The 26,309-nt window shown below is 51.1% G+C and carries 16 protein-coding genes and 1 CRISPR repeat array; of the genes, 8 read left to right on the top strand and 8 right to left on the bottom strand.

Annotated features, from left to right (window positions below; all coding sequences use genetic code 11):
- Nucleotides 1-18 precede the first annotated feature (18 nt).
- The 4 genes from ACVX3G_RS01015 to ACVX3G_RS01000 form a co-directional block, all read right to left on the bottom strand.
- Complete coding sequence (locus ACVX3G_RS01015) at nucleotides 19-1,677, bottom strand: IS1634 family transposase (RefSeq protein ID WP_014194949.1); 1,659 nt, start codon at nucleotides 1,675-1,677, stop codon at nucleotides 19-21.
- A 736-nt stretch (nucleotides 1,678-2,413) separates the two neighbouring features.
- The gene (locus ACVX3G_RS01010) at nucleotides 2,414-3,043 is read right to left on the bottom strand and encodes an ABC transporter permease (protein ID WP_011229818.1); all 630 of its coding nucleotides are present in this window, start codon (nucleotides 3,041-3,043) and stop codon (nucleotides 2,414-2,416) included.
- Nucleotides 3,044-3,297: 254 nt separating this feature from the next.
- Nucleotides 3,298-4,425, bottom strand: coding sequence for a betaine/proline/choline family ABC transporter ATP-binding protein (locus ACVX3G_RS01005; RefSeq protein ID WP_011229819.1), 1,128 nt, complete (start codon nucleotides 4,423-4,425; stop codon nucleotides 3,298-3,300).
- A 16-nt stretch (nucleotides 4,426-4,441) separates the two neighbouring features.
- Nucleotides 4,442-5,344, bottom strand: coding sequence for a glycine betaine ABC transporter substrate-binding protein (locus tag ACVX3G_RS01000; RefSeq protein WP_014194799.1), 903 nt, complete (start codon nucleotides 5,342-5,344; stop codon nucleotides 4,442-4,444).
- 580 nt (nucleotides 5,345-5,924) lie between these two features.
- Here ACVX3G_RS01000 and ACVX3G_RS00995 point away from each other — a divergent pair.
- The gene (locus ACVX3G_RS00995; RefSeq protein WP_014194800.1) at nucleotides 5,925-7,583 is read left to right on the top strand and encodes an IS1634 family transposase; all 1,659 of its coding nucleotides are present in this window, start codon (nucleotides 5,925-5,927) and stop codon (nucleotides 7,581-7,583) included.
- A gap of 128 nt (nucleotides 7,584-7,711) precedes the next feature.
- Here ACVX3G_RS00995 and ACVX3G_RS00990 read toward each other — a convergent pair whose 3' ends face one another.
- Nucleotides 7,712-8,359, bottom strand: a complete 648-nt coding sequence (locus ACVX3G_RS00990; RefSeq protein WP_014194801.1) for a hypothetical protein — start codon at nucleotides 8,357-8,359, stop codon at nucleotides 7,712-7,714.
- A 144-nt stretch (nucleotides 8,360-8,503) separates the two neighbouring features.
- On the opposite strand from ACVX3G_RS00990, the gene ACVX3G_RS00985 reads away from it, so the two are divergent.
- From ACVX3G_RS00985 to ACVX3G_RS00965, 5 genes are all read left to right on the top strand, one after another.
- Complete coding sequence (locus tag ACVX3G_RS00985; protein ID WP_014194802.1) at nucleotides 8,504-9,994, top strand: TIGR02677 family protein; 1,491 nt, start codon at nucleotides 8,504-8,506, stop codon at nucleotides 9,992-9,994.
- Between the two features lie 2 nt (nucleotides 9,995-9,996).
- Nucleotides 9,997-11,193, top strand: a complete 1,197-nt coding sequence (locus ACVX3G_RS00980) for a TIGR02678 family protein (protein ID WP_014194803.1) — start codon at nucleotides 9,997-9,999, stop codon at nucleotides 11,191-11,193.
- Nucleotides 11,153-15,274 carry a TIGR02680 family protein gene (locus ACVX3G_RS00975; RefSeq protein ID WP_014194804.1) on the top strand — a complete coding sequence of 1,374 codons (4,122 nt, stop codon included), beginning with the start codon at nucleotides 11,153-11,155 and terminating at the stop codon, nucleotides 15,272-15,274. The genes ACVX3G_RS00980 and ACVX3G_RS00975 overlap by 41 nt, the downstream gene beginning before the upstream one ends.
- Nucleotides 15,271-16,491, top strand: coding sequence for a TIGR02679 family protein (locus tag ACVX3G_RS00970; RefSeq protein WP_014194805.1), 1,221 nt, complete (start codon nucleotides 15,271-15,273; stop codon nucleotides 16,489-16,491). Before ACVX3G_RS00975 ends, ACVX3G_RS00970 begins: the two co-directional genes overlap by 4 nt.
- A 142-nt stretch (nucleotides 16,492-16,633) precedes the next feature.
- Complete coding sequence (locus tag ACVX3G_RS00965; RefSeq protein ID WP_014194806.1) at nucleotides 16,634-17,560, top strand: Rpn family recombination-promoting nuclease/putative transposase; 927 nt, start codon at nucleotides 16,634-16,636, stop codon at nucleotides 17,558-17,560.
- A 201-nt stretch (nucleotides 17,561-17,761) separates the two neighbouring features.
- A CRISPR array of direct repeats spans nucleotides 17,762-20,920; the repeat unit is 30 nt; unit sequence GTTTTTATCGTACCTATGAGGGATTGAAAC.
- A 248-nt stretch (nucleotides 20,921-21,168) separates the two neighbouring features.
- On the opposite strand, the gene ACVX3G_RS00960 is transcribed toward ACVX3G_RS00965, so the two are convergent.
- The 3 genes from ACVX3G_RS00960 to ACVX3G_RS00950 form a co-directional block, all read right to left on the bottom strand.
- Nucleotides 21,169-21,969, bottom strand: a complete 801-nt coding sequence (locus tag ACVX3G_RS00960) for an ExeA family protein (RefSeq protein ID WP_011229854.1) — start codon at nucleotides 21,967-21,969, stop codon at nucleotides 21,169-21,171.
- Complete coding sequence (locus ACVX3G_RS00955; protein WP_011229853.1) at nucleotides 21,962-23,209, bottom strand: IS481 family transposase; 1,248 nt, start codon at nucleotides 23,207-23,209, stop codon at nucleotides 21,962-21,964. Before ACVX3G_RS00955 ends, ACVX3G_RS00960 begins: the two co-directional genes overlap by 8 nt.
- A 142-nt stretch (nucleotides 23,210-23,351) precedes the next feature.
- A complete protein-coding gene (locus tag ACVX3G_RS00950) occupies nucleotides 23,352-23,915 on the bottom strand; it encodes a DUF6431 domain-containing protein (RefSeq protein ID WP_011229852.1) in 564 nt (187 codons plus the stop codon).
- Between the two features lie 180 nt (nucleotides 23,916-24,095).
- Here ACVX3G_RS00950 and ACVX3G_RS00945 point away from each other — a divergent pair, with 180 nt between their 5' ends.
- Nucleotides 24,096-24,305 (top strand): hypothetical protein, encoded by a 210-nt coding sequence (locus ACVX3G_RS00945; RefSeq protein ID WP_025039279.1) that lies wholly within the window; start codon nucleotides 24,096-24,098, stop codon nucleotides 24,303-24,305.
- Between the two features lie 43 nt (nucleotides 24,306-24,348).
- Nucleotides 24,349-26,307, top strand: a complete 1,959-nt coding sequence (locus tag ACVX3G_RS00940) for a TIGR02556 family CRISPR-associated protein (protein ID WP_240432164.1) — start codon at nucleotides 24,349-24,351, stop codon at nucleotides 26,305-26,307.
- Nucleotides 26,308-26,309: the final 2 nt, after the last annotated feature.

The following is a 26,309-nucleotide window of genomic DNA, read 5'->3' as shown; positions in this document are numbered from 1 at the left end:
TGGTCGTTCCGTATCACGTTACACGTAGATGCTCTCATCCATGCCCAATCCCTGCAGAATCCTTCGCTGATCAGGGGTAAGGGAGCGATCCAGTGAGCGTTGGATGCGCCCATCCGGCAGCTTGAACAGGACGACGTTCACATATTGAAACAGCTGAAAAATCGCCTGTCCCGTCGGCCGGGTCAGCTTGCGGCCTCCAGGACCCTTCAACGGGTGTTCTGGAGTAATAAACTGACGCACTCGGCGCTGAAAAACGCGGTAAATCGCCAAGGCCAACAGAAACAAATAGCCTAATACTGCGACCCGTTCTGGTTTTTTGACGTAAATCTCATCCGTGAAAAACGGATCTTTCAAAAAAGCGAAGTTCATTTCCACCGAGATCTGCCCTTTATACAGCTTCAAGATCTCTTGGGCATCCATGGGTTGGCCCTTCCATTCCTTCGGAACGGTCGTGACGAGGACAAACCGGGACGCTTTCCGTCTCGCCTGTTCCCACGCGTCTTGGTCGAATTCGACGTCAAGGTGCAAGAAATACAGCGTCTCCACCTCGGGTTCCGCCCCTTTTTTCGGCCGTCCGCGCCGTTTTTTCAGGCGTACGATCTCTTCGACCGCGGCCTCAACCCGATGAAACCGGGGGCGAAGGGACGCCTTGAGGGACGCCAAGGCTTGTTCGGCATCTTCCCGGCAGGAGAAGGGGTGACGCTCCCAACGGGCTTGTTCCTCGCGAAGAAGCTCCGCTTCTTTGGTTCGTTCTTTTTCAAGCGTCTTTCCTTTTCGCTGGTCGAGCGCGCTCGATTCAACAACGATCAGCCGAACGGGGTGGCCTTCATACGTCGAGGCCGTTTCCCATACCCGGTACGTGGCGCCGTTTCTCTCCGCCAACGTAAAGGGATCGCTCCACGTCGTGTCCTCAGCATCCGCTTCGGCCAGCGCGGTTTTCACGATCCGGAGCGACGAAGGGCCTCTGGTGATCAAAAAGGCGTTGGCCGCTTTGGTTTGCGCCAGGGTCTCTTTCGTCATCGCGGCGGAATCGGCCACGTAAATCCATTCGTCTTCGATTTTGGCCTGCTTCAGCTGTTCATGGACACGAGACAGCACCTCGGGATTCCATGTTTTATCGGGCAGGTTGCCATCGTGCACATCGCCGTAAAACGGGATGCCGTCCTCGTTGCCGACCAGTCCGAAACCGATCTGTTTTTGCCAACGATGATGGCGGTTGTAGCCATGTGTGATCTGCAAAGCCTCTAATGAGGCCGATTCATACGCGCCGTAAACCGTCTTGTCCGTCGTATCGGCGTGAAAGGCTCGGAGGGAAAGGCCTTCTTTGCGATAAATGTGAATCAAGCAAGTGCTGATCACCTTGTGAATATCGGCCTCATACAAGCGGTCGAGATGACGAGCCAAGGCATCGTCGTTCAACCAGGAAGGATGGAGACCGGGACGGATGAGTTTCTCTAGATCGATCTCCTGAGCCCATCGTTCCACGTGAACGAGGGCTTGCCGGCCGTCAAACATATTGTAGATGATGGCCTGAACGGCATCGCTGACTCGAGTCTGGCACTGTGGATCAACGGGAACGAGATGGTCAATCAATTGGGGCAGGCCCAGTTTCTTGAATAGGGCACTTATTATATTCAAATAATGATTGCGATAGACCTTTTTGACTTGAACGTTCATAAGAGAAAAACTCCTTTACGTTCCTTGTGTGTCAAGGATTCATTCGACATCGGAACGAAAAAATCCTCCCGATTTTCGTCGAGAGGGTGCGAAATGTGAGTTACATGATGGGTCTCTAACATATACTCTCCCATGTTCATTCTCCTCCTATATATAGAAAATTGGGTGGTGATGTTGCTTTTAGCTGGCATTAGCGAAAGGAGCGATGGCGATATCCGTGCTGTGTTTCATATTAATGGCTCAATGTAATGTTTTTATAAGAAAATGAGCACATGGATGATGTTTTTTACAGATTGGGCTTCGTACCTTGGTTTATCGTTTGCTGTTGCCGTGATCAGCGTTCTTCATTGATCAGTGAATGAAAATGATTGGAAATATCGATGGATTTGAGCGGTTAAGCTGATGTCACATGTGGTGAGGAAACAGAATGGTCAAGGGGGATGTTGTAGTTCGTACATAGGGAGTGGGAGGCGGTTGACTAATGAACAAAACATATCATTTGTGGGGTGGGAATCACCCAACCCACAATGATTTTCAAATCTTATTTATGGCAGCAAAAACTGGACTGAACTTCCTCCGTTTTGTATCCTTACTCAAATAATCATTGACAAGCATTCATTTTGATTAATACGAACGTCAGGGGTTATATCTATATAAATATTCTCGCCCGCTCCGGGGCGAGTAAGCAGGGGAGAGTGGTGTTCAAATTCTTGTTGGGGTGGCGCCAAAGGGCTGATTACAGCCCCTTGGGCGTCACTTTCTTTTCCACTTTGCGCAGCAGCCAGTCAAACACAATCGCCAACATGGCGGCTGGGATGGCGCCGGCTAAAATTAAGTTTTTGTCGGCGATGCGCAGACCGCGGTCGATCAAGTCGCCAAGCCCGCCGGCGCCGATAAACGTCGCTAAGGCGGCGACGCCGATCGTCAGCACCGTCGCGGTGCGCACGCCGGCCATAATGACGGGAAGCGAGAGGGGAAGCTCGACCATCCATAAAATTTGCCGCGATGTCATCCCCATCCCTCGTCCGGCGTCAACGAGCGTCGGGTCAACGCCGAGAATGCCCGTGTACGTGTTACGCAAAATCGGCAATAGGGCATAAAGCGTCAAGGCGATAATCGCCGGCAGTTTGCCGATGCCGAAAATCGGCAGCATAAACCCAAGCAACGCCAAGCTCGGAATCGTTTGGATGATGGCGGCAATGCCGATAATCGGCTCGGCGAGTTTGCGATACCGCGTCAACACCACACCGAGCGGCACGGCTATGACGATCGCAATGCTCATAGCGATGGCGGATAAGAGCACATGTTCTTGAAAGGCGATCCAAATATCATTCTTTCGTTCGATAAACGTCTGCAATAATTCCATCGTATCCCTCCTTGGCGGAAAAGCGGCAGCGGGTGGCTGCCGCTTGGTCATGGGCTGAGACCGAAAACTTGAAAAGGTTTTGGTTCACTAGCGGAACGAATCCCATCGGCAAGCCCGCTTGGAGCGGCCTTGTCTTTTCAAAATGAGACGTGTGATTCAGGCGGGGCGACGGCCGCGGCAACGTTTCTGGCTAGATGACAAGAAACGGGGCGGCATCGTTTTTTCAAGCCCCCATTCGCCCGTCTTCGTTGGCATTAGGCATGTTGCTGGAACGTCCACTCCGCGAGTGCGCGCATCATGCTCGAGCGCGTGATCCCGCCGACGAGCCGGTCGCCGTCCAACACCGGAATGATGCGCACATCCGGGTCTTGGAACAGGGCGGCGACGTTGGTGACGTCCGCTTCTTTCGACAACGTCGTCACATCGTAGTCGGCGATGTCGGCGACTAATAAATGTTCTTCTTGGTAGCGCTGTTCGATTTGTTTTAAGGTGACGATGCCGAGAAAGACCTGCTTTTTATCGACGACGACCAAACTGTCGACCTTTTTCGCTTTCATCAATCGGAACGCTTCGGCCAAGCCGCGCCGCGGCGAGATCGTCGCGACGTCAGCCGACATTAAATCCTCCGCCGTCGGCACGGCCGTATGGCGGATCCGCAGCCGGTCTTCACCAATAAACTCGCGGACAAAGGAGTTCGCCGGCCGCCGAAGCATTTGGTCCGGCGTCGCAAACTGGACGATTTCCCCGTCTTTCATGAGCGCAATCCGATCGGCGATTTTAATGGCTTCATCCATATCATGGGTGACAAAGACGATCGTTTTGTGAATCTCCTCTTGCAAGCGGACGATGTCATCTTGCAGCTGTTCGCGGCTGATCGGGTCAAGAGCGCTGAACGGCTCATCCATCAAAATGATATCCGGTTCTGCGGCCAACGCGCGAACGACGCCGACGCGCTGCTGTTGCCCGCCGCTGAGCTCCGACGGATAGCGATGCTTGAATGTCGCTGGATCCAATCCGACGAGCTCAAGCAATTCGTCAACCCGTTTTTCATAGGCGTGTTTTTCCCACTTTTTTAGTTTCGGCACAAGTGCGATGTTTTCTGCGATCGTCATATGCGGAAACAGCCCGATTTGCTGGATGACGTAGCCGATGTTGCGCCGCAGCTCAACCGGGTCAAGCTGGGAAATGTCTTGCCCATCGATGTACACTTTGCCTGATGTCGGCTCGATCAAGCGGTTGATCATCCGCATTGTCGTCGTTTTCCCGCAGCCGCTCGGCCCGATGAGGGCGACAAGCTCGCCTTTGCGAATTTCAAGATTGATATTTTTTAAGGCGACAAAGCCGTCCTCATACTGTTTCGTGACGTTTTCAAATCGAATCATCCAAATTCCTCGCTTTCTAGTCGATCAGTCCTTCCGCTTTTAAGAAGTCAATCGCCACTTCACGCGGCCGTTTTCCTTCCAAGTTCACTTCGCCGTTTAGTTCCATCATTTTTTCATCGGTCAAAATGTTGGCCAACTTGTTCAGTTTTTCTTCGAGATCCGGGTTGGCATCCAACACTTCCTGGCGGATGATCGGCACGGCGTGGTACGGCGGGAAGTACTGTTTGTCATCTTTCAATACGACCAAATCATATTTTTTTATCCGGGCATCGGTCGTGTAGGCGGTGATGACGTCAATCTCTCCATTTTTCGCTGCTTCGTATTGCAAGTCTGGGTCGATCGTCACTTTTTTCTTGAACTGAAACCCGTACGTATCAACAAGCCCGTCATAGCCGTCGCTTCGCTCAAAAAACTCGGCGTCTGACCCAAAGGTGAGGGAAGACGAATGTTTCGCCAAATCGGAGTACGTTTTTACCCCGAGCTTTTCCGCCAAGTCTCTGCGCATGGCCAAGGCGTAGGTGTTGTTAAACCCGAGTGGTTTGAGCCAAGCGATGTTGTATTTTTCCTTATATAATTTCTTTGTTTCGTTGTAAATTTGTTCGGGCGTCTTTTTAGGATCGTACGGCTGTTTTAAAATGTTTAAATACCCTGTCCCCGTGTACTCGACATACATGTCGACATCGCCATTTTCAATGGCCTGCTGGAGCATAAACGCGCCGCCTAGACTGTCCTTCACTTCCACGTCCAAATCGGTGTTGGCCTTCACATACTCCGCCAGTAAATGCGTCAAAATAACTTGCTCGGTAAACTTCTTCCCACTGATAACAATTTTTCCTTTCGCATCACTCGTTCCGCTGCAGGCCGCTAGTCCAAATACAAGCCCGACAGCGAGCAAAGTCATCATCCATTTTCGCAACACAATTCCTCCTTCTTTTTCAGCTGATATCATACAAATGAACGGGGATAAAAAAAGCAGCAAAAGGACGCGGAGGGAGGTGAAAAAGCGTCACAAACAAAGGATACCGTAATTTGGGTGCGGCTGGCAAATTTGGTATCGGCCGATATGTTTGCTTCTCGCTTGCTCTCGCGGCGATGAGCGTTCTCTCCTCCTTGATCCTGAAAAATGCTCGGGAATGCTTGCGAATCCTCCTAGATGCTCCGAATTCGAGATGTTTGCATAAGCCTCGTGTTCATCCATCGATGCGCCAGCCAGGCATGACCCGCGCCGTTCATCGAGAGTGCGGGGTGATGCTACCACTTGCCGCGAGAAGGCCGGCGCCTTGGCAAATGGTCAAGGTGAAGGCTAATCGATAAACACTCGAACAAAAAAGGCAGCTCACGGCTGCCTAGTGAAAAGGGAATAGGTGTTGAACATTTCTCTGTGGGGAACGTGTTACGCCTCACATTTCGCACCCTCCCAACGAAAATCGGGAGGATTTTTTGTGTCCATCGTCGAATGAATCCTTGACATACAAGGAAAGTGAAGGAGTTTTTCTCTCATGAACGTTCAAGTCAAAAAGGTCTATCGCAATTATTATTTGAATATAATAAGTGCCCTATTCAAGAAACTGGGCCTGCCCCAATTGATTGACCATCTCGTTCCCGTTGATCCACAGTGCCAGACTCGAGTCAGCGATGCCGTTCAGGCCATCATCTACAATATGTTTGACGGCCGGCAAGCCCTCGTTCACGTGGAACGATGGGCTCAGGAGATCGATCTAGAGAAACTCATCCGTCCCGGTCTCCATCCTTCCTGGTTGAACGACGATGCCTTGGCTCGTCATCTCGACCGCTTGTATGAGGCCGATATTCACAAGGTGATCAGCACTTGCTTGATTCACATTTATCGCAAAGAAGGCCTTTCCCTCCGAGCCTTTCACGCCGATACGACGGACAAGACGGTTTACGGCGCGTATGAATCGGCCTCATTAGAGGCTTTGCAGATCACACATGGCTATAACCGCCATCATCGTTGGCAAAAACAGATCGGCTTCGGACTGGTCGGCAACGAGGACGGCATCCCGTTTTACGGCGATGTGCACGACGGCAACCTGCCTGACAAAACGTGGAATCCGGAGGTGCTGTCCCGTGTCCACGAACAGCTCAAACAAGCCAAGATTGAAGACGAATGGATTTATGTGGCCGATTCCGCCGCGATGACAAAAGACACTCTGGCGCAAACCAAAGCGGTCAACGCCTTTTTGATCACCCGAGGCCCTTCGTCGCTCCGCATCGTCAAACGGGCATTCGCGGAGGCCGATTCGGCCCACATCCCGTGGAGCGACCCCTTTACGCTGGCGGAGAGAAACGGCGCCACGTACCGGGTATGGGAAACATCCTCCACCTATGAAGGCCACCCCGTTCGGCTGATCGTCGTCGAATCGAGTGCGCTCGACCAGCGAAAAGGAAAGACGCTCGAAAAAGAACGAACCAAAGAAGCGGAGCTTCTTCGCGAGGAACAAGCCCATTGGGAGCGCCACCCTTTCTCGTGCCGGGAAGACGCTGAACAAGCCTTGGCGTCCCTCAAGACGTCCCTTCGCCCACGGTTTCATCAGGTCAAGGCCGCGGTCGAAGAGATCGTACGCCCGAAAAAACGGCGCGGACGGCCGAAAAAAGGGGCGGAACCCGAGATGGAGACGCGGTATCTCTTGCGCCTTGACGTCGAATTCGACCCAAACGCGTGGGAACAGGCAAGACGGAAAGCGTCCCGGTTTGTCCTCGTCACGACCGTTCCGGAGGAATGGAAGGGCCAACAAATGGATGCCCAAGAGATCTTGAAGCTATATAAAGGGCAGATCTCGGTGGAAATGAACTTCGCTTTTTTGAAAGACCCTTTTTTCACGGATGAGATCTATGTCAAAAAGCCAGAACGAGTTGCGGTATTGGGCTATTTGTTTCTCTTGGCCTTGGCCATTTACCGCGTCTTTCAGCGCCGGGTGCGCCAGTTCATCACACCCGAACACCCATTAAAGGGCGCCGGAGGCCGCAAGCTGACCCGACCGACGGGGCAGGCGATTTTCCAGCTGTTTCAATATGTGAACGTCGTCCTCCTGGAGCTGCCGGATGGACGCATCCAACGCTCACTGGATCGCTCCCTCACCCCTGAACAACGAAGGATTCTGCAGGGGTTGGGGCTGGATGAGAGCATTTACGTGTAACGTCATACGGAACGACCAGCGATGGTAAAAAAAGGATAGCCATCGCTCGTCGTGTTGGTCAAAAAGTTATTCTGAAAAACTAAATAAAAAATCCTTTGTTTTGACCTTGTTAGGGTGCGAAATGTGAGTTACGCATAAACAAGGCGATGAAGGGCGCTTTCCGTTTTGAAGACGCGGGCGTTTAAAACAGAGAGTCCCGCTTCATGTTCGGCGAGGGCAGGCAGCACTTTGTCTTCAAGGATGGATGTGATACGGGTGAGGTCGCCTTTCATATGATGAAGGTCGTGCGCCATCGCCTCGTATTTGGCGGTCAGCACTTCTTGCCCATGGCGGAGCGCTTCAACGATCGCCTTCGTTTCGTTCGTGCGCTCATCAAGCAGGTCGATTCGCCGTGCAAGCGTGTTCGTCTGTTCGTTCAGTTGGGCGACTTGGTGTTCGACGGTGCCCATGCGTTCGTTCAGTTGGGCGACTTGGTGTTCGACGGTGCCCATGCGTTCGCTCAGTTGGGCGACTTGGTGTTCGAGGTTGCTTGTCCGCTCGTTCAGCTGAGTGAATTGTTGCTCAAGGGCGCTCGTCCGCTCATTGAGCTGGGCCATTTGCGCTTCGAGAGCGCCCGTTCGTTCATTAAGGTTGGCCGCCAGCACTTCAAGGGCACCCGTTCTTTCATTGAGATTGGCCACTTGTCCCTCCAAGGCGCCAACCCGCTGCTCGAGCGACTCGACCGCCGTGCGCGTCGCTTTCACTTCATGCAAAATTTCCCGCAGCAACGCTTCCATTCGTTTCACCTCCTTTTCCCCTCTATTTTACAAAAAACGCGCGCCGATGGCGAGAAAAAATAGGAAAACGGTTTTTGCTAGAAAAAGAGCGGAGAAAATCGTTACAATAAACATAGGAAAAAACCGAAGCAAAGGTGGACGGAGATGGACGCCACGTGGTTGAAGCCCATTGTCGAAACAAAATATTTATCGACGGAAAACGCGCACCGCTACCGGGCGATTTTGCGCTATTTCTACATTCAGCACGAGCGGATGCGGCAATATTTGTTTCCGGAAGAAGTGTACGCCTTTTTAAAGCAGCACGAGGAGTTTGCCGATTACACTGAGGAAGAGCTGCAGCAAGACCTCGACCAGCTCGTCAAATGGAACAACTTGATCGCCCGTCAAGAGACTTCTCACGTGCGGACGATTGAAGAGTTTAAGAAAAAGCGGTTCCGCTATCAATGCAGCCCGTACACGGTCGAAATCGAACGGATGATCCGCACGCTCGAGCAGCTTGGGGATTCATTTGGGGGGTCGCTCGAGAGAACGCGGTTTGACCGTTTGTATGCCTCTCTTTCTCGCATGGAAACGATCATCGCCTCTGATTTTCAAGAGCAGCCGGATGAAATGCATCAAGTATGGGAAGAGACGTTCGATTATTTCAAAAAAATCATCCAAAATTCCGCCGACTATATCGCTTATTTGCACGGTGAAAATTTGGAAGAGCGGATGACATCGGAGTCGTTTCTCGTTTATAAAGAGCAGTTTACTGCTTATTTGCGCGATTTTATCGTCGCCTTGCAAAAAACGTCGATGCAGATTGAGCAATTGCTTGAAGACTTGCCGGAAGACGGGGTTCGGCAGTTCATCGAGCATGTCGTCGACTATGAGAGGTCCATCCCTCGCTTTGCCGATGCGCTGCCGCCGCGCGCTGTCCAGATTGAAGAAAAATGGGAGACGTGGCGCAGCCTGTGCGAATGGTTTTTAGGCCGCGATGGGCGCGAGAGCGAGCTTTCGTTTTTGCAATACCAGACGAATGAGGCGATTCGCCGCCTGACGCGCGTCGTGCAACGGCTTGGCGAGCGGCATCACCATTTTCGCAGCCGCAAAGGCGACTACTTGCATTTGGCCCGTTGGTTTTCCCGCCTTGAATCGATTGAAGAGGCGCACTGCCTGTCAGCGGTCGTGTTCGGTTGCTTCCATACGAAACATCTCGTCGCCGATTTCGGGGCGACAGACAACATATACCGCGACGTATGGGACGAGCCGCCAGCCGAGTGGGTGACGAAACCGCGCGTCCGCCATTATGGGGAAAAGAAAAAGCCGCAGGCGATTGAAGACAAAGAACGGGAGAAAGAAGAAGCGCGTCTTCGCTATTTGGAAGAAAAAGCGCGCGAGGAAGCCGAGCTGAAGCAATTTGTGACCGACGGGAAAATCGTGCTTGCCGACCTTCCTGAGGTGACCCCATACGTACGGAAAACGCTGCTCGGCTGGATCGCCAAAGCGATGGGGCGCGAGGGGCAAGCAATGAAGACGGAAAACGGGTGGGTTGTCAACGTGGTGAACAAAGAGGGGACGATTTGCCTTCGCGCAGAAGATGGAGAACTCGTAATGCCGAACTACGAAATTCATGTGCTTTCGCGAGGTGAGTGAGGATGGAAACGGCGTTTGACGACAAGGCGAAAGAGGCGCTCGCCGCGCTGTTCGAACAATTTTGGATCATTCGCGACAAAGAGCCGGATTTGTATCAGCTCGTCCGTGAGCGCGAACATGTGTTGAAAAAGTATGTGGAGGAGAAGTTTGGCTATCGGCTCATCGTTCACCGCTATTTTGCCAAGCTCGAGAAAATTCCCGCCGAACCGGAGCCGTGGATGGGCATCGAGTCGTTTCAAGAGCCGCTTGACTATGCGTTGTTTTGCTGTTTGATGGCGTATTTGGAAGGAAAAGCAGTGGAAGAAAAGTTTTTGCTTTCTGACGTATGTGAAGAAATCCGCGCCATGTACCCGGGTGATCTACCGGTCGATTGGACGAACTATTCGCATCGGCGCGCGCTCATCCGCGTGTTGAAAACGGCGGAACAAATCGGACTCGTCCGCCGGATGGATGGGGAGATTGAGGCGTTCGCCCAGCATGTGGAGGAAGAGGCGTTGTACGAAGTGCCAGTGTTGGCTCGTTATTTTATGCGCACGTATCCGAAAGATTTGTTGCAATATGAATCGATCGACGAATTGCTCGCCGAGGAGTGGAAAGCATCACCGCAAGATTATCGGCGCCATCGCCTGTATCGAAAGCTGTTTTTATCCCCGGCGGTGCACCGGACGGAAGGGGACGAGCAAGACTTTTACTACTTGCGCAACTTCCGCCATCGGCTGCGGGATGATATCGAAGCGCATACGCCGTTTCGGTATGAATTGTACAAAAACGCCGCCATGTTGACGCTTCCCGAACGGCAGGCGCCGTACACCGTATTTCCTGATCAGAAAGGAACGTCGGAGGTCATCCTTCATTTTGCCGCCTTGGTGCGCGAGCGGCTTGGGGAATATCCGCCGGATGAATACGGCCGCATACGATTGACGCCTGAACAATTTTCCGCCTGGCTTGCCGATTGCCGGCGCCGCTACGGGGCTGGGTGGGGGAAAACGTACCGCGACATGTCGGCTGCCGAGCTTGTCCGCGAAGTGCTTTCGGCGCTCAACGAATGGCGCATGGCCGATGTGGAGCACGACACCGGAATGATCGTCCTTTATCCCCTCCTCGGGCGGATGTCGGGACGGTATCCGGATGATTTTGACGCGAAAGAGGGAGGAGAACATGGCGAATCCATGGGTGCTTCATCGTGCGGGGCTGATTAATTTTTGGTATTACGACGAGCAGTATTTTCATTTCGCTGACGGTAAGCTGCTCTTGCGGGGAAGCAACGGGGCGGGCAAGTCGGTGACGATGCAAAGCTTGATCCCGGTGCTTTTAGACGGCAAGAAGACGCCCGATCGCCTCGATCCGTTCGGTTCACGGGCGCGGCGCATGGAAGACTACTTGCTTGGGGAAAAAGATGTCGTCAATCGCGATGAGCGGACCGGGTATTTGTTTTTGGAATATAAACGGAAAGAATCCGACCAATACGTCACAACGGGCATCGGCCTGCGCGCGAAGCGGCAAAAAAGCCTCGATTTCTGGGGGTTTGTCCTCTTTGACAACCGCCGCATCGGCTATGACCTTCAGTTGTATAAACAAGAAAAAACAGGTGAAAAAATCCCGCTGACCAAGCGGGAGCTGGCCACAGCGCTCGGCGCGGGCGGGACGGTCGTCGAGACGCAAAAAGACTATATGGAGCTCGTCAATAAGCATGTGTTTCGCTTTGAATCGCTTGAGGCGTTTCAAGAATTGATCGAGCTGCTCATTCAACTGCGCAGCCCGAAGCTGTCCAAAGACTTTAAGCCGACCGTGATTTATGAAATTTTGGAAAGCTCGCTGCCTCCGTTGACCGACGACGAGCTCCGCCATTTATCGGACACGATCGAAAACATGGACCAGGCGAAGCAGCAGCTTGAGCAGCTCGAACGCGACGAGCGGGCGTTGAAGCGTCTTTGCGATCAATACCGCCTTTACAACGAATATATGATCGCCGAAAAGGCGACAGAATACGTAAAAGCGGTCAAGCAAGCCGAACAGCTCGCTGCTGCACAACACCGCCTTCACGATGAAGAAGAGCAGGCGCGAAAGACGCTTGATGAGCTTGATGAGTCCATCACCCGCCTCCGCCGTGAAGAAGACGTGCTGCGTTCACGCGAAATCGACTTGGCTGGCCACGAAGTGTTCCAGCAAGCGGAGAAGTATGAACAGTTGAAATCGGAGAGGGAGCGTCTGCAGGAGCGGTGGGAGCGGCACGAGCAGACGATCGCGGAAAAAGAACGGCTGGAACGCCAACATCGCCGCCGCCTCGATGAATCGGAAGCGCGGCTGGATGACCTTGAACGGAAACTTGAAGACGAGTTGGCGCAGCTGCGAGCGGATGCGGAAGAAGGAGCCTTTTCTTTGCATGAAACGAACGAAGACGATTTTCACCGCCATCGCCAAAAGCAACAAGAGTTTTCGTTTGCCGCTTGGAAACAGGAAGCTGACCGCCATATCGAGCAGCTCGAGGAGTTGGCGCGCCTTTGGCGCAGGCATGACGATGTGAAACGACGCTATGAAGAAGCGAGCACCGAAGCGGGCGAGCGGCGGCGGGAAATGGACGAATGGCGTCATCAGCAACAGAAATGGGAAGAGCTGCTCGAGCAGGAGAAAGAGCGGTTTGAACAAGCCGTGCTTGCCTGGGTCGAGCAAGGAGGAATCGACGTTTCCGAAGCGGACATTCAGGCGTTTTTGCGACAAATGGGCGCCCTCTATGAGCTGTATTCGCTCGATGATCTGAAGCGCCCGTTCGTTCAAGCGTATTACGATGCCGTCGGTAAGAAAAAGGATGAGAAATGGCGGCTCGAACATGACATCCGTCTGTTGGAAGAGAAACGGGCAGAACGTGAGGCCGAACTGCGTCAATGGCGGGAACAACGCGACCCTGAACCCGAACGGGATGAACAAACGACAGCCGCCCGCTTGGCATTGGAACGGGAAGGGATTCCGTTTGTCCCGTTTTATGCCGCGGTCGAATTTGTCGACGATGTGCCTGACGATGTGCGCGAGCGGATCGAATCGGCGCTTTCGCACGCTGGGTTGCTTGACGCCCTCATTGCGGCCCGCGATGTCGACGTCGACTGCGACCGTGTGCTCATCCCGAAACCGGTTCATATGGTGCATACGTTGGCCGATTATTTGCGCCCAGATGCGGATGCCCCTGTGTCGGCGGAGCGGATTGACGAAGTGCTCCGAAGCATCGTGATCACCGATGCGGAACAAGAAGGCGGCATGACGATCGACGAAACAGGACGCTATTCGCTCGGCCTTGTCCGTGGCCATGCGCCGCGGAGAGCGCGGGCGATGTTCATCGGCCGTGCGGCGCGGGAGCGGTGGCGGCTTGAGAACATCGCGGCGCTGGAAGCCGAGATCGCCGCTGTGGGACAAGAGATCGACCGTCTACGTCGTGAGCATCAGGCGGTGGGAGCGGCCATCCAAGCGCTCGCCGACTGGTTGGCGTCCTTCCCGGCGGACCGCGATGTGCGCACCGCGTTTGAGGAAGGGCAAGAAGCCCGCCGCCAAGCGGAAAGCAAAGAGCGGGAATGGAAGCGGCAAGAAGAAAAAGCGGCCCTCCTTGCGCGCGAATGGAAACAAATCAAACAGCAGCTTCGTGACGAATCGGCTGAGCTTGATTTAGCCTTCACCTTGGACGGCTGCGAACAAGCCCAGCTCGCCATGAAATCGTACGTCCGCCATTTGCACGAACTCGAAGTGCTTTACCGCGAAACGCGCCATACCGAGGCCATGATCGCCCAACAGCGCGAGCGGCTCGCGGCGCTGGAAACGGAGATCGACGAAGCGAAAGGCGAACGAAATCGGATTCGGGATGAAAAAGAGCGGATCTCCTTGGAGATCGTTGAGATGGAACGGACGCTCGCACAAATGGGAGCGGATGACATTCGCGCCGAAATCGCCCGCATTCAAGAACGGTTGGCGTCTTTGCGCCGCGAAATTCCGCGCCTTGTCAACGAACGGGCGCGGACGGAACAGCAGCTCATGCGCCTGGCCGAAGAACGGGAAAAAGAGGCGCGGCGGGAAGCGTTCGCCCGCGAGCTCGCCGCGATGTGGGAAAAGTCGTTTGCCCGTGAAGCGGCGCTTGGGCTTGTGGATCTTGATCGTTCCCGCTCCCTCCTGGAGCAGGCGAAAGAAGCGAAACAACGGTACGAAGCAGTGTTAAAAGAGACGCGTTCCTCGCTTCTGGCGCGGCTGAACACCGTCTTTTTCCAAGAGTCGTCCAACTTGACCGAATATCGGGCGTCCTTCGAGCCGCTGGAAGAACAAACGAAGCCCGAATGGACCGCCGCTGCCCCAGACGATGAGATGGCCATGAAAGCCGCGGACTGGCGGGAGAAACAAGAACGGCACGTCATTTACCTCGACTACAAAGGCGAGCGCGCCACGCCGTTTGCGGTGCTGGCGGAAGTGGAGCGCGACATCGTCTTGCAGCACGAGTATATGAAAGAACAAGACCGCGAGCTGTATGAGGACGTCATCTTAAAATCAGTCGGCCGCATTTTGCGCAGCCGCATTCAGCGCGCCGAACGGTGGGTGAATGATATGAATAAACTGATGGGCGGCCTCGACACATCATCAGGGCTTGTGCTGTCCATTCAATGGAAGCCGAAAACGGCGGAGACGGAAGCGGAGCTCGATACGAAAGAATTGGTGCGCCTGTTGCGGCTCGATCCGCGGCTGCTTAGAGAGGAAGATTTACAGCGAGTGACGAACCATTTCCGCTCGAAAATCGCCCGCGCCCGCGAATTGCTTGAAGAGCGCGGCCAAGGCAGCACGCTCCATCAAATCATTAAAGAAGTGCTCGACTATCGGAAATGGTTTTCCTTCACTTTGTACTATGAAAAAACAAACGAGCCGAAACGCGAGCTGACGAACCACCGCTTTTACCAATTCAGCGGTGGGGAAAAGGCGATGGCGATGTACATTCCGCTTTTCGCCGCGGCGTATTCGCGCTACCAAGAAGCGGGCGATGATGCCCCGTACATCATTTCGCTCGACGAGGCGTTCGCCGGCGTCGATGAAAACAACATCCGCAATCTGTTCGGCCTTGTCGAACAGCTTGGCTTTAACTATATCATGAACTCGCAGGCGCTTTGGGGCGACTACGACACCGTGCCCGCGTTGTCCATTTGCGAACTCGTCCGCCCGCGCAATGCGTCGTTTGTGACCGTCATTCATTACCGTTGGAACGGCCGCGTCAAACAGCTCATGGTCAATGATAAAGAATGGGAGACGATCGAGACGTGAGCACGGCCAAGGAGGCGGCTGCCTTTTTCCGCTCTGAACCGGGCTTCCGCCGTCTGTTTATCGAGATGAAGCACAAGTACGAGTCGCTCGGCCGCGTCGGCGGCGCGGTGTCTTTAGAGGCGTTCACCGATGAAGAGCGGGAGGCGGTGGCCGCCTTTTTCGGCAAAGACGTCTCCCGCGTCTCCCTTATCGCGTTTGAAAAACAGCTCGGACAGACGAGGTTTGCGGGCGTTGGGCTTGTCGAGCTGCTTGAACAGTACTTCGGCGCCCCGCTTGTCTCAAACAAAGAACGGCGCCAGGCGGAGGAAGAGGAACGGGATCGTTTTTTTGCGCGTCTGACCGAGGAGCATCATTGGGTTGAGTCGGTCCGCCCTCAGCGCTTCGTCCAAACGGCGTACGAAACCGACCGCCGCAGCCTGGAGGAGGCCATCCGCCTTGTCAGCGCGGCTCTCGGCCGCCTCCCGCTCCCGTCATACATGCGCCTCCCGCTCTTTGCCCAGCAAGTGGCGGGCGACCCGCATGCGTTCGATTTGTCCACGCTACCGGGGAGATTGTTGCTTTCGGCGTTGCAAGCGACCGTGCCCGGGGATTGGGACATGGCATCTGTAGAGAGCGTCAACGAGTTGCTCCAGTCCGTCGGCTTGCTCCGTGAGGATATCCTGAACTTTGTCACATGCGCCAACATTCTTGCTGAAACCAAGGACGGACCGCATCCTGTTTTCTCCGCTGCCTGGGAGGCGAACACGGCGCTGAACATGCCGCTTAGAGATGTGCTGTCGCTTGTCCGCGCCCGCCCTGCCCATGGGGGGACGGTGTACATTGTCGAAAACGCGGGCGTCTTTTCGACGCTGCTTGACACCCGCGCCCCGCTTGTCAGCACGAACGGGCAAATGAACTTGGCGACGATGAAGCTGCTCGATCTTCTCGCCTCTTCAGGCGCCAAGCTGTATTATTCCGGCGACTTCGATCCGGAAGGATTGGCCATGGCAGAGCGGCTGCTTGAACGGTATGGACAGGCCGTCACGCTCTGGCGCTTTTCCTTGGACGATTATGCGGCCGCCAACCCAGTCGTTGAACTCACACCCGAGCGCCTCGCCAAACTCGCATCCGTCACATCGGAACCATTGCGGCCGGTGAAAGAAGCCATCGGGCGAAAGAAAAAAGCCGGGTATCAAGAGGCGATCATTGGGAGGTTGACAGGGGATATCAACGGGTAGTCCATTCACGAGCTAGAGGAAGGACAAGGGAAGGAGCCCAAAGCGATCGGGCCTCCTTCCTAAAAAGTTACATTCATGAGAAGGAATTGCGTCGCGTAGAGCGAATACATATCGTGAATTCCATGTCGCAAGGAGGGGAAACGTGGCCAAACAGCGAATCGATCACGACCGGTTGTTCAAAGAGCTGCTGTCGACGTTTTTCGAAGAGTTTTTGCTTCTTTTCTTTCCCAACGTGTACGAGCACATCGACGTTCGCCACCTTTCTTTCCTCACAGAAGAACTGTTTACCGACGTGACGGCCGGAGAGAAGCACCGCGTCGATTTGTTGGTGGAAACGAAGATGAAAGGGGAAGACGGGCTCGTCATCGTCCATGTCGAACACCAAAGCTACGCACAGCGGACCTTCCCCGAGCGAATGTTCCTCTACTTCAGCCGCTTGTTTCAAAAATACCGCCGCCGTATTGTTCCGATCGCCATCTTCAGCTATGATGAACACCACGATGAACCTTCCTCATTGGTCGTCCAGTTTCCGTTTTTGACGGTTCTCGATTTTCGTTACTTGACGGTGGAGCTGCGCAAACTGCCGTGGCGCGCGTACATCCGCCATGACAATCCCGTCGCCGCTGCCTTGTTAAGCAAAATGGGGTATAATGAAGAGGAGAAAGTCGACGTGAAAAAGGAATTTTTGCGCATGCTTGTCCGTCTCGAACTGGATGAAGCGAAACAGCGGCTGTTGTTCGGTTTTTTTGAGACGTATTTGCGGCGATCCGAAGAGGAGGAAGCAAAACGGCGAAACGAGGTGAGCCAAATGGAAACGAAGGAAGCAAAGCGTGTGATGGAGCTCATCGTCTCATACGAACAGCGGGGGCTGGAAAAGGGAATCCAACAAGGAATCGAACAGGGGATAAAGCAAGGGATGAAGCAAGGGATGAAGCAAGGACGCCAAGAAGGGATCGAGGAAGGGAAGCTCGACGTGGTGAAGAGAATGCTGGCGAAAGGATACGATGTCGACACGATCCACGAACTGACCGGACTGCCGGTTGAGAAGATCGAACGGGTGAAGGGGTAAGCAGAGCAGACTCTTCGCCGTCGAGCCTCACATTGTCGTCGACCCCCAATCGTGCAAAAATCCCGGGGGATCGACGACAATGTTTTTTGCGCAAAAATCCTACAGCCATCACGGCTGAACCATATTGACAGAATTTTTGGAATGTGGTATTCTGGAAACAACCCAAAGGGAAAAAGCTTGATTTGATGCGCATGGTTTGGGGTTTTTATCGTACCTATGAGGGATTGAAACTTTCATTCATCATTCTACGTACTTAGACGACGAAAAGGTTTTTATCGTACCTATGAGGGATTGAAACACATGGGCAGTCGGCAACGCGGTGACACGAAAAGACGTTTTTATCGTACCTATGAGGGATTGAAACCAACAAAGAGTCCGACGACGATACGCTTGAGATCATCGTGTTTTTATCGTACCTATGAGGGATTGAAACCTTTTTGCAACGTCCGGGACCGCAAAAACGATAGGTGTTTTTATCGTACCTATGAGGGATTGAAACGCAATACCTTTGAATCCAACCTTGCTGGATAAAGGTTTTTATCGTACCTATGAGGGATTGAAACTTTGGTCCATGATCGAAAAGATAATAAACGGCGCCGACTGTTTTTATCGTACCTATGAGGGATTGAAACTTCGTTGGATGACGTCGAGATTGTCACGGTTCCGTCGTTTTTATCGTACCTATGAGGGATTGAAACGGTTCTTGTGACAGAATGCCAACTTGTACAGCGGCATTGTTTTTATCGTACCTATGAGGGATTGAAACGCAGCGCCGGTTGTCGAGGTGTACCTTGCGATTGAGTTTTTATCGTACCTATGAGGGATTGAAACCGGCGACAACGGGAAACGAATCATTACGGACATAATCCGTTTTTATCGTACCTATGAGGGATTGAAACCACTTGTAGAGCTAGAAGGTTCCCTTCGGAATACGATGGTTTTTATCGTACCTATGAGGGATTGAAACGATTGGTGAACTCCGGTCTTACCGCGGTGATGCTCCGTTTTTATCGTACCTATGAGGGATTGAAACTCCGGAAGGGATTGAAAATATTCGCGCCAAGCTCAGTTTTTATCGTACCTATGAGGGATTGAAACATGCGCGTCTGAATGTCTTTTGGAACGATCAAGGACGTTTTTATCGTACCTATGAGGGATTGAAACAGTGCTTCGCGTCCTTTAAATGCGGGTGATATTTAGTTTTTATCGTACCTATGAGGGATTGAAACGCATGTTGTTGGAGAACGCCGCCAGCGTCGCGTTCAGTTTTTATCGTACCTATGAGGGATTGAAACCTAGTGGCGATATTAGCAATTGTACTACGTTTGGAGGTTTTTATCGTACCTATGAGGGATTGAAACCTCGTCGCGAAGAGTGGATGTGCGCCCAAGCATTGTGTTTTTATCGTACCTATGAGGGATTGAAACAAAATTGAAGTGTACCGTGAGGAGGTGGCTTCATCAGTTTTTATCGTACCTATGAGGGATTGAAACCATCGAAGGAAACTCTTCGCAATCATTCGAAACAGTACGTTTTTATCGTACCTATGAGGGATTGAAACAAACGCAGATGGAGGCCCTATCGAAAGGAGTCAACAACGTTTTTATCGTACCTATGAGGGATTGAAACTCACGAACTAATTAAGCAAGTAAAATCAGAGCGTAGAGAGGTTTTTATCGTACCTATGAGGGATTGAAACTGAAGGGGACGATGTTTTTGAGTTTACAGACGGTTTGTTTTTATCGTACCTATGAGGGATTGAAACTTCATGAGCGGTGAGGATACATCCATACTCATTCCAGGGTTTTTATCGTACCTATGAGGGATTGAAACAATCGGTCGGGAGCTGATCCCACGAATGAAAAAACCAGTTTTTATCGTACCTATGAGGGATTGAAACCCGTTCGGCTTCACGATGATTTGCGCAGGCTTCCTGGGTTTTTATCGTACCTATGAGGGATTGAAACTCAAGGAGCAGGCCGAAAAAACCGAGGAAGAGCTCGGTTTTTATCGTACCTATGAGGGATTGAAACGCGATCGATACGGATGAAACGGAGGAGGAAAGCAGCGTTTTTATCGTACCTATGAGGGATTGAAACAGCTTTCTTTCTGTCTCCACCATCTGTTGAGCGTACAGTTTTTATCGTACCTATGAGGGATTGAAACGGCGATTCACTGCACGCACAATTCGGTTCATGTATTCGTTTTTATCGTACCTATGAGGGATTGAAACGAGATGCGGTGATCAGCAAACTCAAAACAGCCTTCCCAGGTTTTTATCGTACCTATGAGGGATTGAAACTCAAAAACTCATATGTCTCTTTGAGTTCTTCACGCGTTTTTATCGTACCTATGAGGGATTGAAACCTACATACGCCGCTTTCCACCGCAACGCTTCCGCGTTTTTATCGTACCTATGAGGGATTGAAACGTTGACTCCTCCTTTTAGTTTTGCGATTTCAATGTTGTTTTTATCGTACCTATGAGGGATTGAAACAACTGACGGATAGCCAATTTTTCGAACTGAAAAAGGTTTTTATCGTACCTATGAGGGATTGAAACACACGTAACCAACAATGTTAAGTTTTCGTCAAATCGTTTTTATCGTACCTATGAGGGATTGAAACACACTCGACGACTATGACCGTCCAGCGCGAAGAGAGGTTTTTATCGTACCTATGAGGGATTGAAACCATCTTTTACTTTCTCTTGGTCGGCTGGACTCATAGCGTTTTTATCGTACCTATGAGGGATTGAAACAACAATTTATTGCCAGCAATCATCAAATTGCCGTTAGTTTTTATCGTACCTATGAGGGATTGAAACCAGCTAGGTCCATTTGCCCAGCCATCATTTGTTGAGGTTTTTATCGTACCTATGAGGGATTGAAACTAAATGTTCCCAGTAGCGCTTTTTCCGCGATCATACCGTTTTTATCGTACCTATGAGGGATTGAAACAACATTCGAGGAAATGTGCAGGAAGTGGTGGCTCGTTGTTTTTATCGTACCTATGAGGGATTGAAACCTCGTTGGGAGTAGGCTCTAATCCTCAAACACCTCATTCGTTTTTATCGTACCTATGAGGGATTGAAACTCCGAACGTGCAGCGATCGCAAACAAACTGAATGCCGGTTTTTATCGTACCTATGAGGGATTGAAACAACAATAAGGAGCGATGACTATGCCGTTGCCGAAACAGTTTTTATCGTACCTATGAGGGATTGAAACCACTCCAGCGCTCCTACGGGCTTTTCCCCGCTCCCGTTTTTATCGTACCTATGAGGGATTGAAACAGAAATAGAATGGGTGATTCCATGCCGCCCATAAAAGTTTTTATCGTACCTATGAGGGATTGAAACCAATTAGTTTCAGAATACACTACTCTAAAACCGGTACTCATATTGTTCCAACTGTAAATTAGCACATTATTTCAGAATCCCTTTTTCAAATTATTTCGGACGGATTCGGAAATAATGTGCAAAATCTTTGCGAATTATTCCAGGTTTTGCAGATTATTTCCGAACATTTGCACATTATTTCGGATGATTAACTAGAATGAGGATGGATCGGGATGAAACATAACAGGGGCCGATCAGCCCCTGCTGTGTCAGTACCCCATTTCTTCGGCTGCCATACGCACAATGTCTTCGTCAATCATATGTTTTTTTAATTGAGCGCCGTATAACAGGCAAGTGGTGGCGAGGTTGTTGATGATCCGCGGCCACCCCTGCGACTGCAGGGCGATCGCTTCTAAGGCAGCTGGGGTAAAAATCGGGTGTTTCGCCCCCGCCTGTTTCAGGCGGTGTTCGATATATCCTACCACTTCTTCCTTATCAAGAGGCCCCATCTGGTATCGCATGATGATTCGTTGGTGAAGCGGACGGTGTTGATTCAAGCGTAGTTTTGCCTGTAAATGGGGCAGCCCCGCCAAAATCAAGACAAACGGATTTGTTGAGTCCATGTGAAAGTTGAACAGGATCGCGATATCCTGCAGAAAGGCATCCTTCGCTAAATGCATTTCATCGAGGATGAACACTGACGTTACCCGTTGTTCATGATACAAGCGCTCGATCCCTTGTTGGATTTGATAAAACAAGTCGACCTTGCGGTATTTCGGCTCTTCCCCGAGCCCGAAGGCAAGGCCGCGATAAAAGTCCATCACGCTTCCCGTTGACAATGGAAAATAAACGACGTGATACAGTGACGGATTCAGGGATTCCTTAAACGCCCGAAGGGCGAATGTCTTGCCGGCCCCTGGTTCACCGATCAATAGCCCGATCCCTCTTGTTCGTTTCACGTAGTCCAAAGCGGCGAGGGCCTCTTGATACGAGGCCCCTTGATAAGCCTCTGGTGGATTCGTCTCCTTCGAAAACGGCTCTCGGGAAAGGGAATAAAACGTTTTATACATCGTTTTCGCCTCCCTCTACCGGAACCGCCGCAAACGGTGACCGATGGCGTTTCACATAGGCATTGTCCTCGAAGCGAACAAGGACCGCTTCGGCGACCCGTTGACCGTCTTCGTACACATACACGCCTTGTTCATCATAACGGAGTTCGATCGATTGTCCGATGAACCGGGGCGGAACTTCATACAGCTGCTTGTTCAACGTGACCGTACCATCGGCCTTCACTTTACGGTATTCGCGTTTCAAAAAGATCGAGTCGAGCCAATCCGAATCCTCGACGAACGACACCAAATGGACTTGCGATTGAAACACTTCATGTGGCGTCTTCCCGTTCAACGAGGCATGCGGTTTTCGATGGTAATCTTCCTCCAACCACTTCCAAAATCGCTCGTTTAGCTCTTCGAGCGACTTCGGTGAATTCATTTCGAGCAACGGGTAAAACCGCGTCTGTACGGTGCGGAAAAATCGTTCGATTTTCCCTTTGCTTTGCGGATCGTACGGCTGGGTATGGATCAAGGTGATCCCTAACTCCGCGCAGGCGTACTGCAAGGGTTCCGCCCGATAAATCTTGCCGTTATCCGAGTAAATTCGCTTCGGCTTTCCGTATCGAAGCAGCGCTTCCTTGGTTACGATCCGCAACCCGTCAAATTTCTCGGAAGAGAAAAACTGAGCGTACGGCACGACCCGCGAGCAGTCATCGATATAGGCAATCAAAAACGTTTTTTGCGTTTTGCCATTCACGCGAATCAACGGGCCATGGGACAAATCACCTTGCCAGAGCTCATTGACCTGATCGTACGCGAATCGTTTTCGTTCAGGAATCGGTAAAATTTCTTTCCCCACGAGGTTGTATTTTTTTAAAAGTCGGTATATAGTGAAATAAGAGATGGATTGGATTTCCCCCTGCTCGATAAGGTGTTGGTAAAACACCGTCACGGGCATGTGGGGGTGTTTTTTTCTCAGGGCTAAAATGTGATCCTCTTCTTCAGGTGACAGCCTCCGGGAATGGCCACGGTCCGACCGTCGTTTCGGCTTCAGCGCCTCAAAGCCCCCTTTTTTGTACTGCGTGCACCAGTCGAGGATCGTTTTGGCGGCGATGCGTTTCTCTCCATGGTGGGGAACTTGATGGATCCGTTCCGCTACTTCCTTCAAGTACGTTTTTGGATCGACTTGTCCATTCACCAATGGAGCGATCAATCCATACCGAAATAAAGCGATCTCCTGTCTCATCGACTCATTCATTTCGATCTCCTCCTTCGTTCATCCCATTCTAGGACCTTATCGGTCCATCCTGTCTCTATCCTATCGGATCATTCCCCCGACCGTCGAGAGGAAAGGTTTGTGGAATCTATAAATGATTCCATATAAGGGGATATAAGTAAAATCAGGAAATGAATGTACGTGCAAAAAGATGCGTCGATCGGTGCTCCCATATCTCTTGGATGACGAAAAAGAGGCCGATCTCCTCCATCGTCTGGATCCACCATAGGGCTCGTTCTCTCGCTTGGGCGATGGCAGGACCAATTTTTCTCCAGCGCTCCGCAAAAAACCAATGAAGGTGGTTCAAATTTCGGAATAAACGTCGGACATAAAATAAAACCCCTTCATCCGTAGGAAGGAGTGGAGCCTCCTCCATCCCCCGTTTCGGAGTCAGGCCCAACCGTTCTTTCACCACTCTCCATATGGTGGGCAACGTATACTGAAAATAAGGGAGAAGAAATGAAGGCAACACGGCCACCGTCCTCCTGCACTCCGGGCAGCGATACCGAGCGATCCAAATGCGATAAGACTGATGCGACGTCACGGCATTTCGTTCGTAGTACCCATGGCGATAAAGAGGGCGTTTTGCCTGGCAATGAGGGCACCGCTTAAGAAGGGGAAAGTCGTTTTGTTTTCCCCGCTGGGCATATGTCTGGACATCGACCTGAAAGTCATGAAACCGAATCACGTCCTCGTCCCCCCTCTGGAAATCACCCATGTCCCATTCCGAAATAATTCACAAAAAATTTAGCACATTCTTTCGGAAAGGGGGAGAGGGATATTCCGAAGGAATGTGCAAAAAAGAGTCTTTTTTGTGCGGAAATAAAGTGATAATTTACATTCCAACAATAAAGAAAGGTGAGGAATGATGAAGCTGTGGGAATATGTCGGTAAAAGGGTAAGAATTATATACAAAGACGGAGATGTGCTAGAGGGATTTGTCCGTGATTACTGCGATGGAGAGGATAGTGAGGATGGGATTGACAGCTTGGTAATTACAAACCAAGAGGCAAAAGAACTGGGGATTGTTTATGGGGTTCTAGAAAACGAAATAAAATCTATTGAAATTATTGGTTAAAAGCGCTGAATCACATTTAGGTGGTTGAGTTTTTATCGTACCTATGAGGGATGAAACCTTGATAAACGTACATAAAATGCTTTCATATAGTTTTGTTTTTATCGTACCTATAAGGGATGAAACCTGCGCCAACGTCATAAAACGTTCGGCGTTTTTTTATGAGAGTTACATGTTTTGCGGTAGCATCGTAATTCTGAATTTTATAAAAACAGTCTCGATTTTTATACCATTTTTTTGTCTATATGGTATAATTAGATTAGTCCAAACGATGCGGAGGGGTGATAGATTGATCGAAGCAATCGCCCGAATCGGAAAGATGGTGCTCGAGAAGCAAGGAGAAGTGTCGGTCATTGATCAGCTGGTTGAGAATCCAGGTTATCCTTCTTGTGTGCTCATTTCATTGCGTGTGGATGGTGAGGGAAACGCTGTCTGGGAAGGATGCGAGGTTGAGGAATGCGGAAGTGATTATAAGAAATATTTGTTTCGTTCCGGATCAACGCGCGGAATCAATTATTCTCCGACAGCGAGAATTACGACGATCGAAAATACATATGATCAAAAAGTTCTCGGATGGTTTCGCAAAGTGAATCGGGTGATGGATGACCCGTTTCTCCGTTCTATCGAGCATGTGCTTGTGCAGCAACAAGAAGCGATTTTGCACGAAATGAAAGACAAGCTTTCGCTTTCTGGCGAACGTGCCATCGTCTCATTGAAAATCAATGGTGCTTATTTGTACGGTTGGACGCCATTTCAGGACGCTTTTTTGTATTTGGTGAATGAAAAAGATATGGAATTGGCAGCCCGCCATCAAGTGTGCGCGATTTGCGGAGAACGCAAGGAAACGGTGATTGGTAAGTTATCCGTCTTTCGTTTTTATACGTTGGACAAACCGGGGTTTATTACCGGGGGGTTCGATGAGGCAAAGGCATGGCGAAATTATCCTGTCTGTTTGTCCTGCAAATCCCATATTGAGGAAGGAAGAAAATTTATTGAATCGTATTTGCAGTATCGGTTTTATGGGTTTTCTTATTTGGCGATTCCCAAGCTGCTGATTCCTGCCGGTCGTGATGTATTGGATGAGCTGTTGGAGTATTTGGTGAATGGGAAAAAGGATATCCGCATCCATCAAGACCAAGCGGAATCGTTTATGACTACGGAAGAAGATTTGCTTGGAACGTTGCAGGATTATGACAATTCTCTTTCGCTGCAGTTGTTGTTTTTGCAGAGAATTCAAAGTGCGGAGCGGATTTTGTTGCTGATTGAGGATGTATTGCCGTCGCGAATCAGCGAACTGTTCCGAGCGAAAAAGGCGACGGAAACATTGTTGTACAGGGAAGGTAATCATCCCTTCCATTTTGGCTTTATTCGCACGTTTTTTCCTATCGGTGTCTATGATAAATATTTTTTGCAAGTGGTGGAATGCGTATTTCAAAAGAAAGCGTTGCCGCTTTCGTTTTTTGCTTCTTTTTTTATGGAGCAGTTGCGGGCTGATTTTCACGATTATGAAACCGGTGATGGGTTCTTTGCCGCTAAGACGCGTCAAGCCATTGCGGTCATGGTTTTCTTGGAGCAGGCTGGAGTATTGATAAGGAAAGGGGATCGGGTGGTGGAAGGAAAATTTGCCCGTTTGTTCGAAGCATATGGAGGACAACTGGATTCAAAGGAGAAACAAGCGGTTTTTCTGCTTGGGGCATTGACGCAAATGCTGCTGGACATCCAGCAGAAACAACGCGGCAGCAAGCCATTCTTGCAACAACTCATGGGGCTCAAAATGGATCAGCGGGCCATCAAAGGGCTGCTTCCGAAAGTGATTGGAAAGCTGGAAGAATATGAGTCTTACTACGGCGGGCATCGCCAGCTCGCTGAAGAAATTTCCCGTTTATTTTTGTCCTCTTCCCCAAGGTGGAAATTGTCGGTGGATGAACTGAATTTTTATTTTGCATGTGGGATGAACCTAACATCGCAAGTCAAAGAAATCATCTGGAGTAAGGAGGAACAGTAATA

Source organism: Geobacillus sp. PLS 41, from assembly GCF_056494105.1.
This window is presented reverse-complemented; position numbering and strand designations above follow the sequence as displayed.

Bases quoted from the DNA above. Each gene is read 5' to 3' on its own strand.
- ACVX3G_RS00995 (WP_014194800.1), top strand. From the start codon at position 5,925: ATGAACGTTCAAGTCAAAAAGGTCTATCGCAATTATTATTTGAATATA.
- ACVX3G_RS00940 (WP_240432164.1), top strand. From the start codon at position 24,349: ATGAGGGATGAAACCTTGATAAACGTACATAAAATGCTTTCATATAGT.
- ACVX3G_RS01005 (WP_011229819.1), bottom strand. From the start codon at position 4,425: ATGATTCGATTTGAAAACGTCACGAAACAGTATGAGGACGGCTTTGTC.
- ACVX3G_RS00990 (WP_014194801.1), bottom strand. From the start codon at position 8,359: ATGGAAGCGTTGCTGCGGGAAATTTTGCATGAAGTGAAAGCGACGCGC.
- ACVX3G_RS01010 (WP_011229818.1), bottom strand. From the start codon at position 3,043: ATGGAATTATTGCAGACGTTTATCGAACGAAAGAATGATATTTGGATC.
- ACVX3G_RS00980 (WP_014194803.1), top strand. From the start codon at position 9,997: ATGGAAACGGCGTTTGACGACAAGGCGAAAGAGGCGCTCGCCGCGCTG.
- ACVX3G_RS00975 (WP_014194804.1), top strand. From the start codon at position 11,153: ATGGCGAATCCATGGGTGCTTCATCGTGCGGGGCTGATTAATTTTTGG.
- ACVX3G_RS00955 (WP_011229853.1), bottom strand. From the start codon at position 23,209: ATGAATGAGTCGATGAGACAGGAGATCGCTTTATTTCGGTATGGATTG.
- ACVX3G_RS00945 (WP_025039279.1), top strand. From the start codon at position 24,096: ATGAAGCTGTGGGAATATGTCGGTAAAAGGGTAAGAATTATATACAAA.
- ACVX3G_RS00960 (WP_011229854.1), bottom strand. From the start codon at position 21,969: ATGTATAAAACGTTTTATTCCCTTTCCCGAGAGCCGTTTTCGAAGGAG.
- ACVX3G_RS01015 (WP_014194949.1), bottom strand. From the start codon at position 1,677: ATGAACGTTCAAGTCAAAAAGGTCTATCGCAATCATTATTTGAATATA.
- ACVX3G_RS00985 (WP_014194802.1), top strand. From the start codon at position 8,504: ATGGACGCCACGTGGTTGAAGCCCATTGTCGAAACAAAATATTTATCG.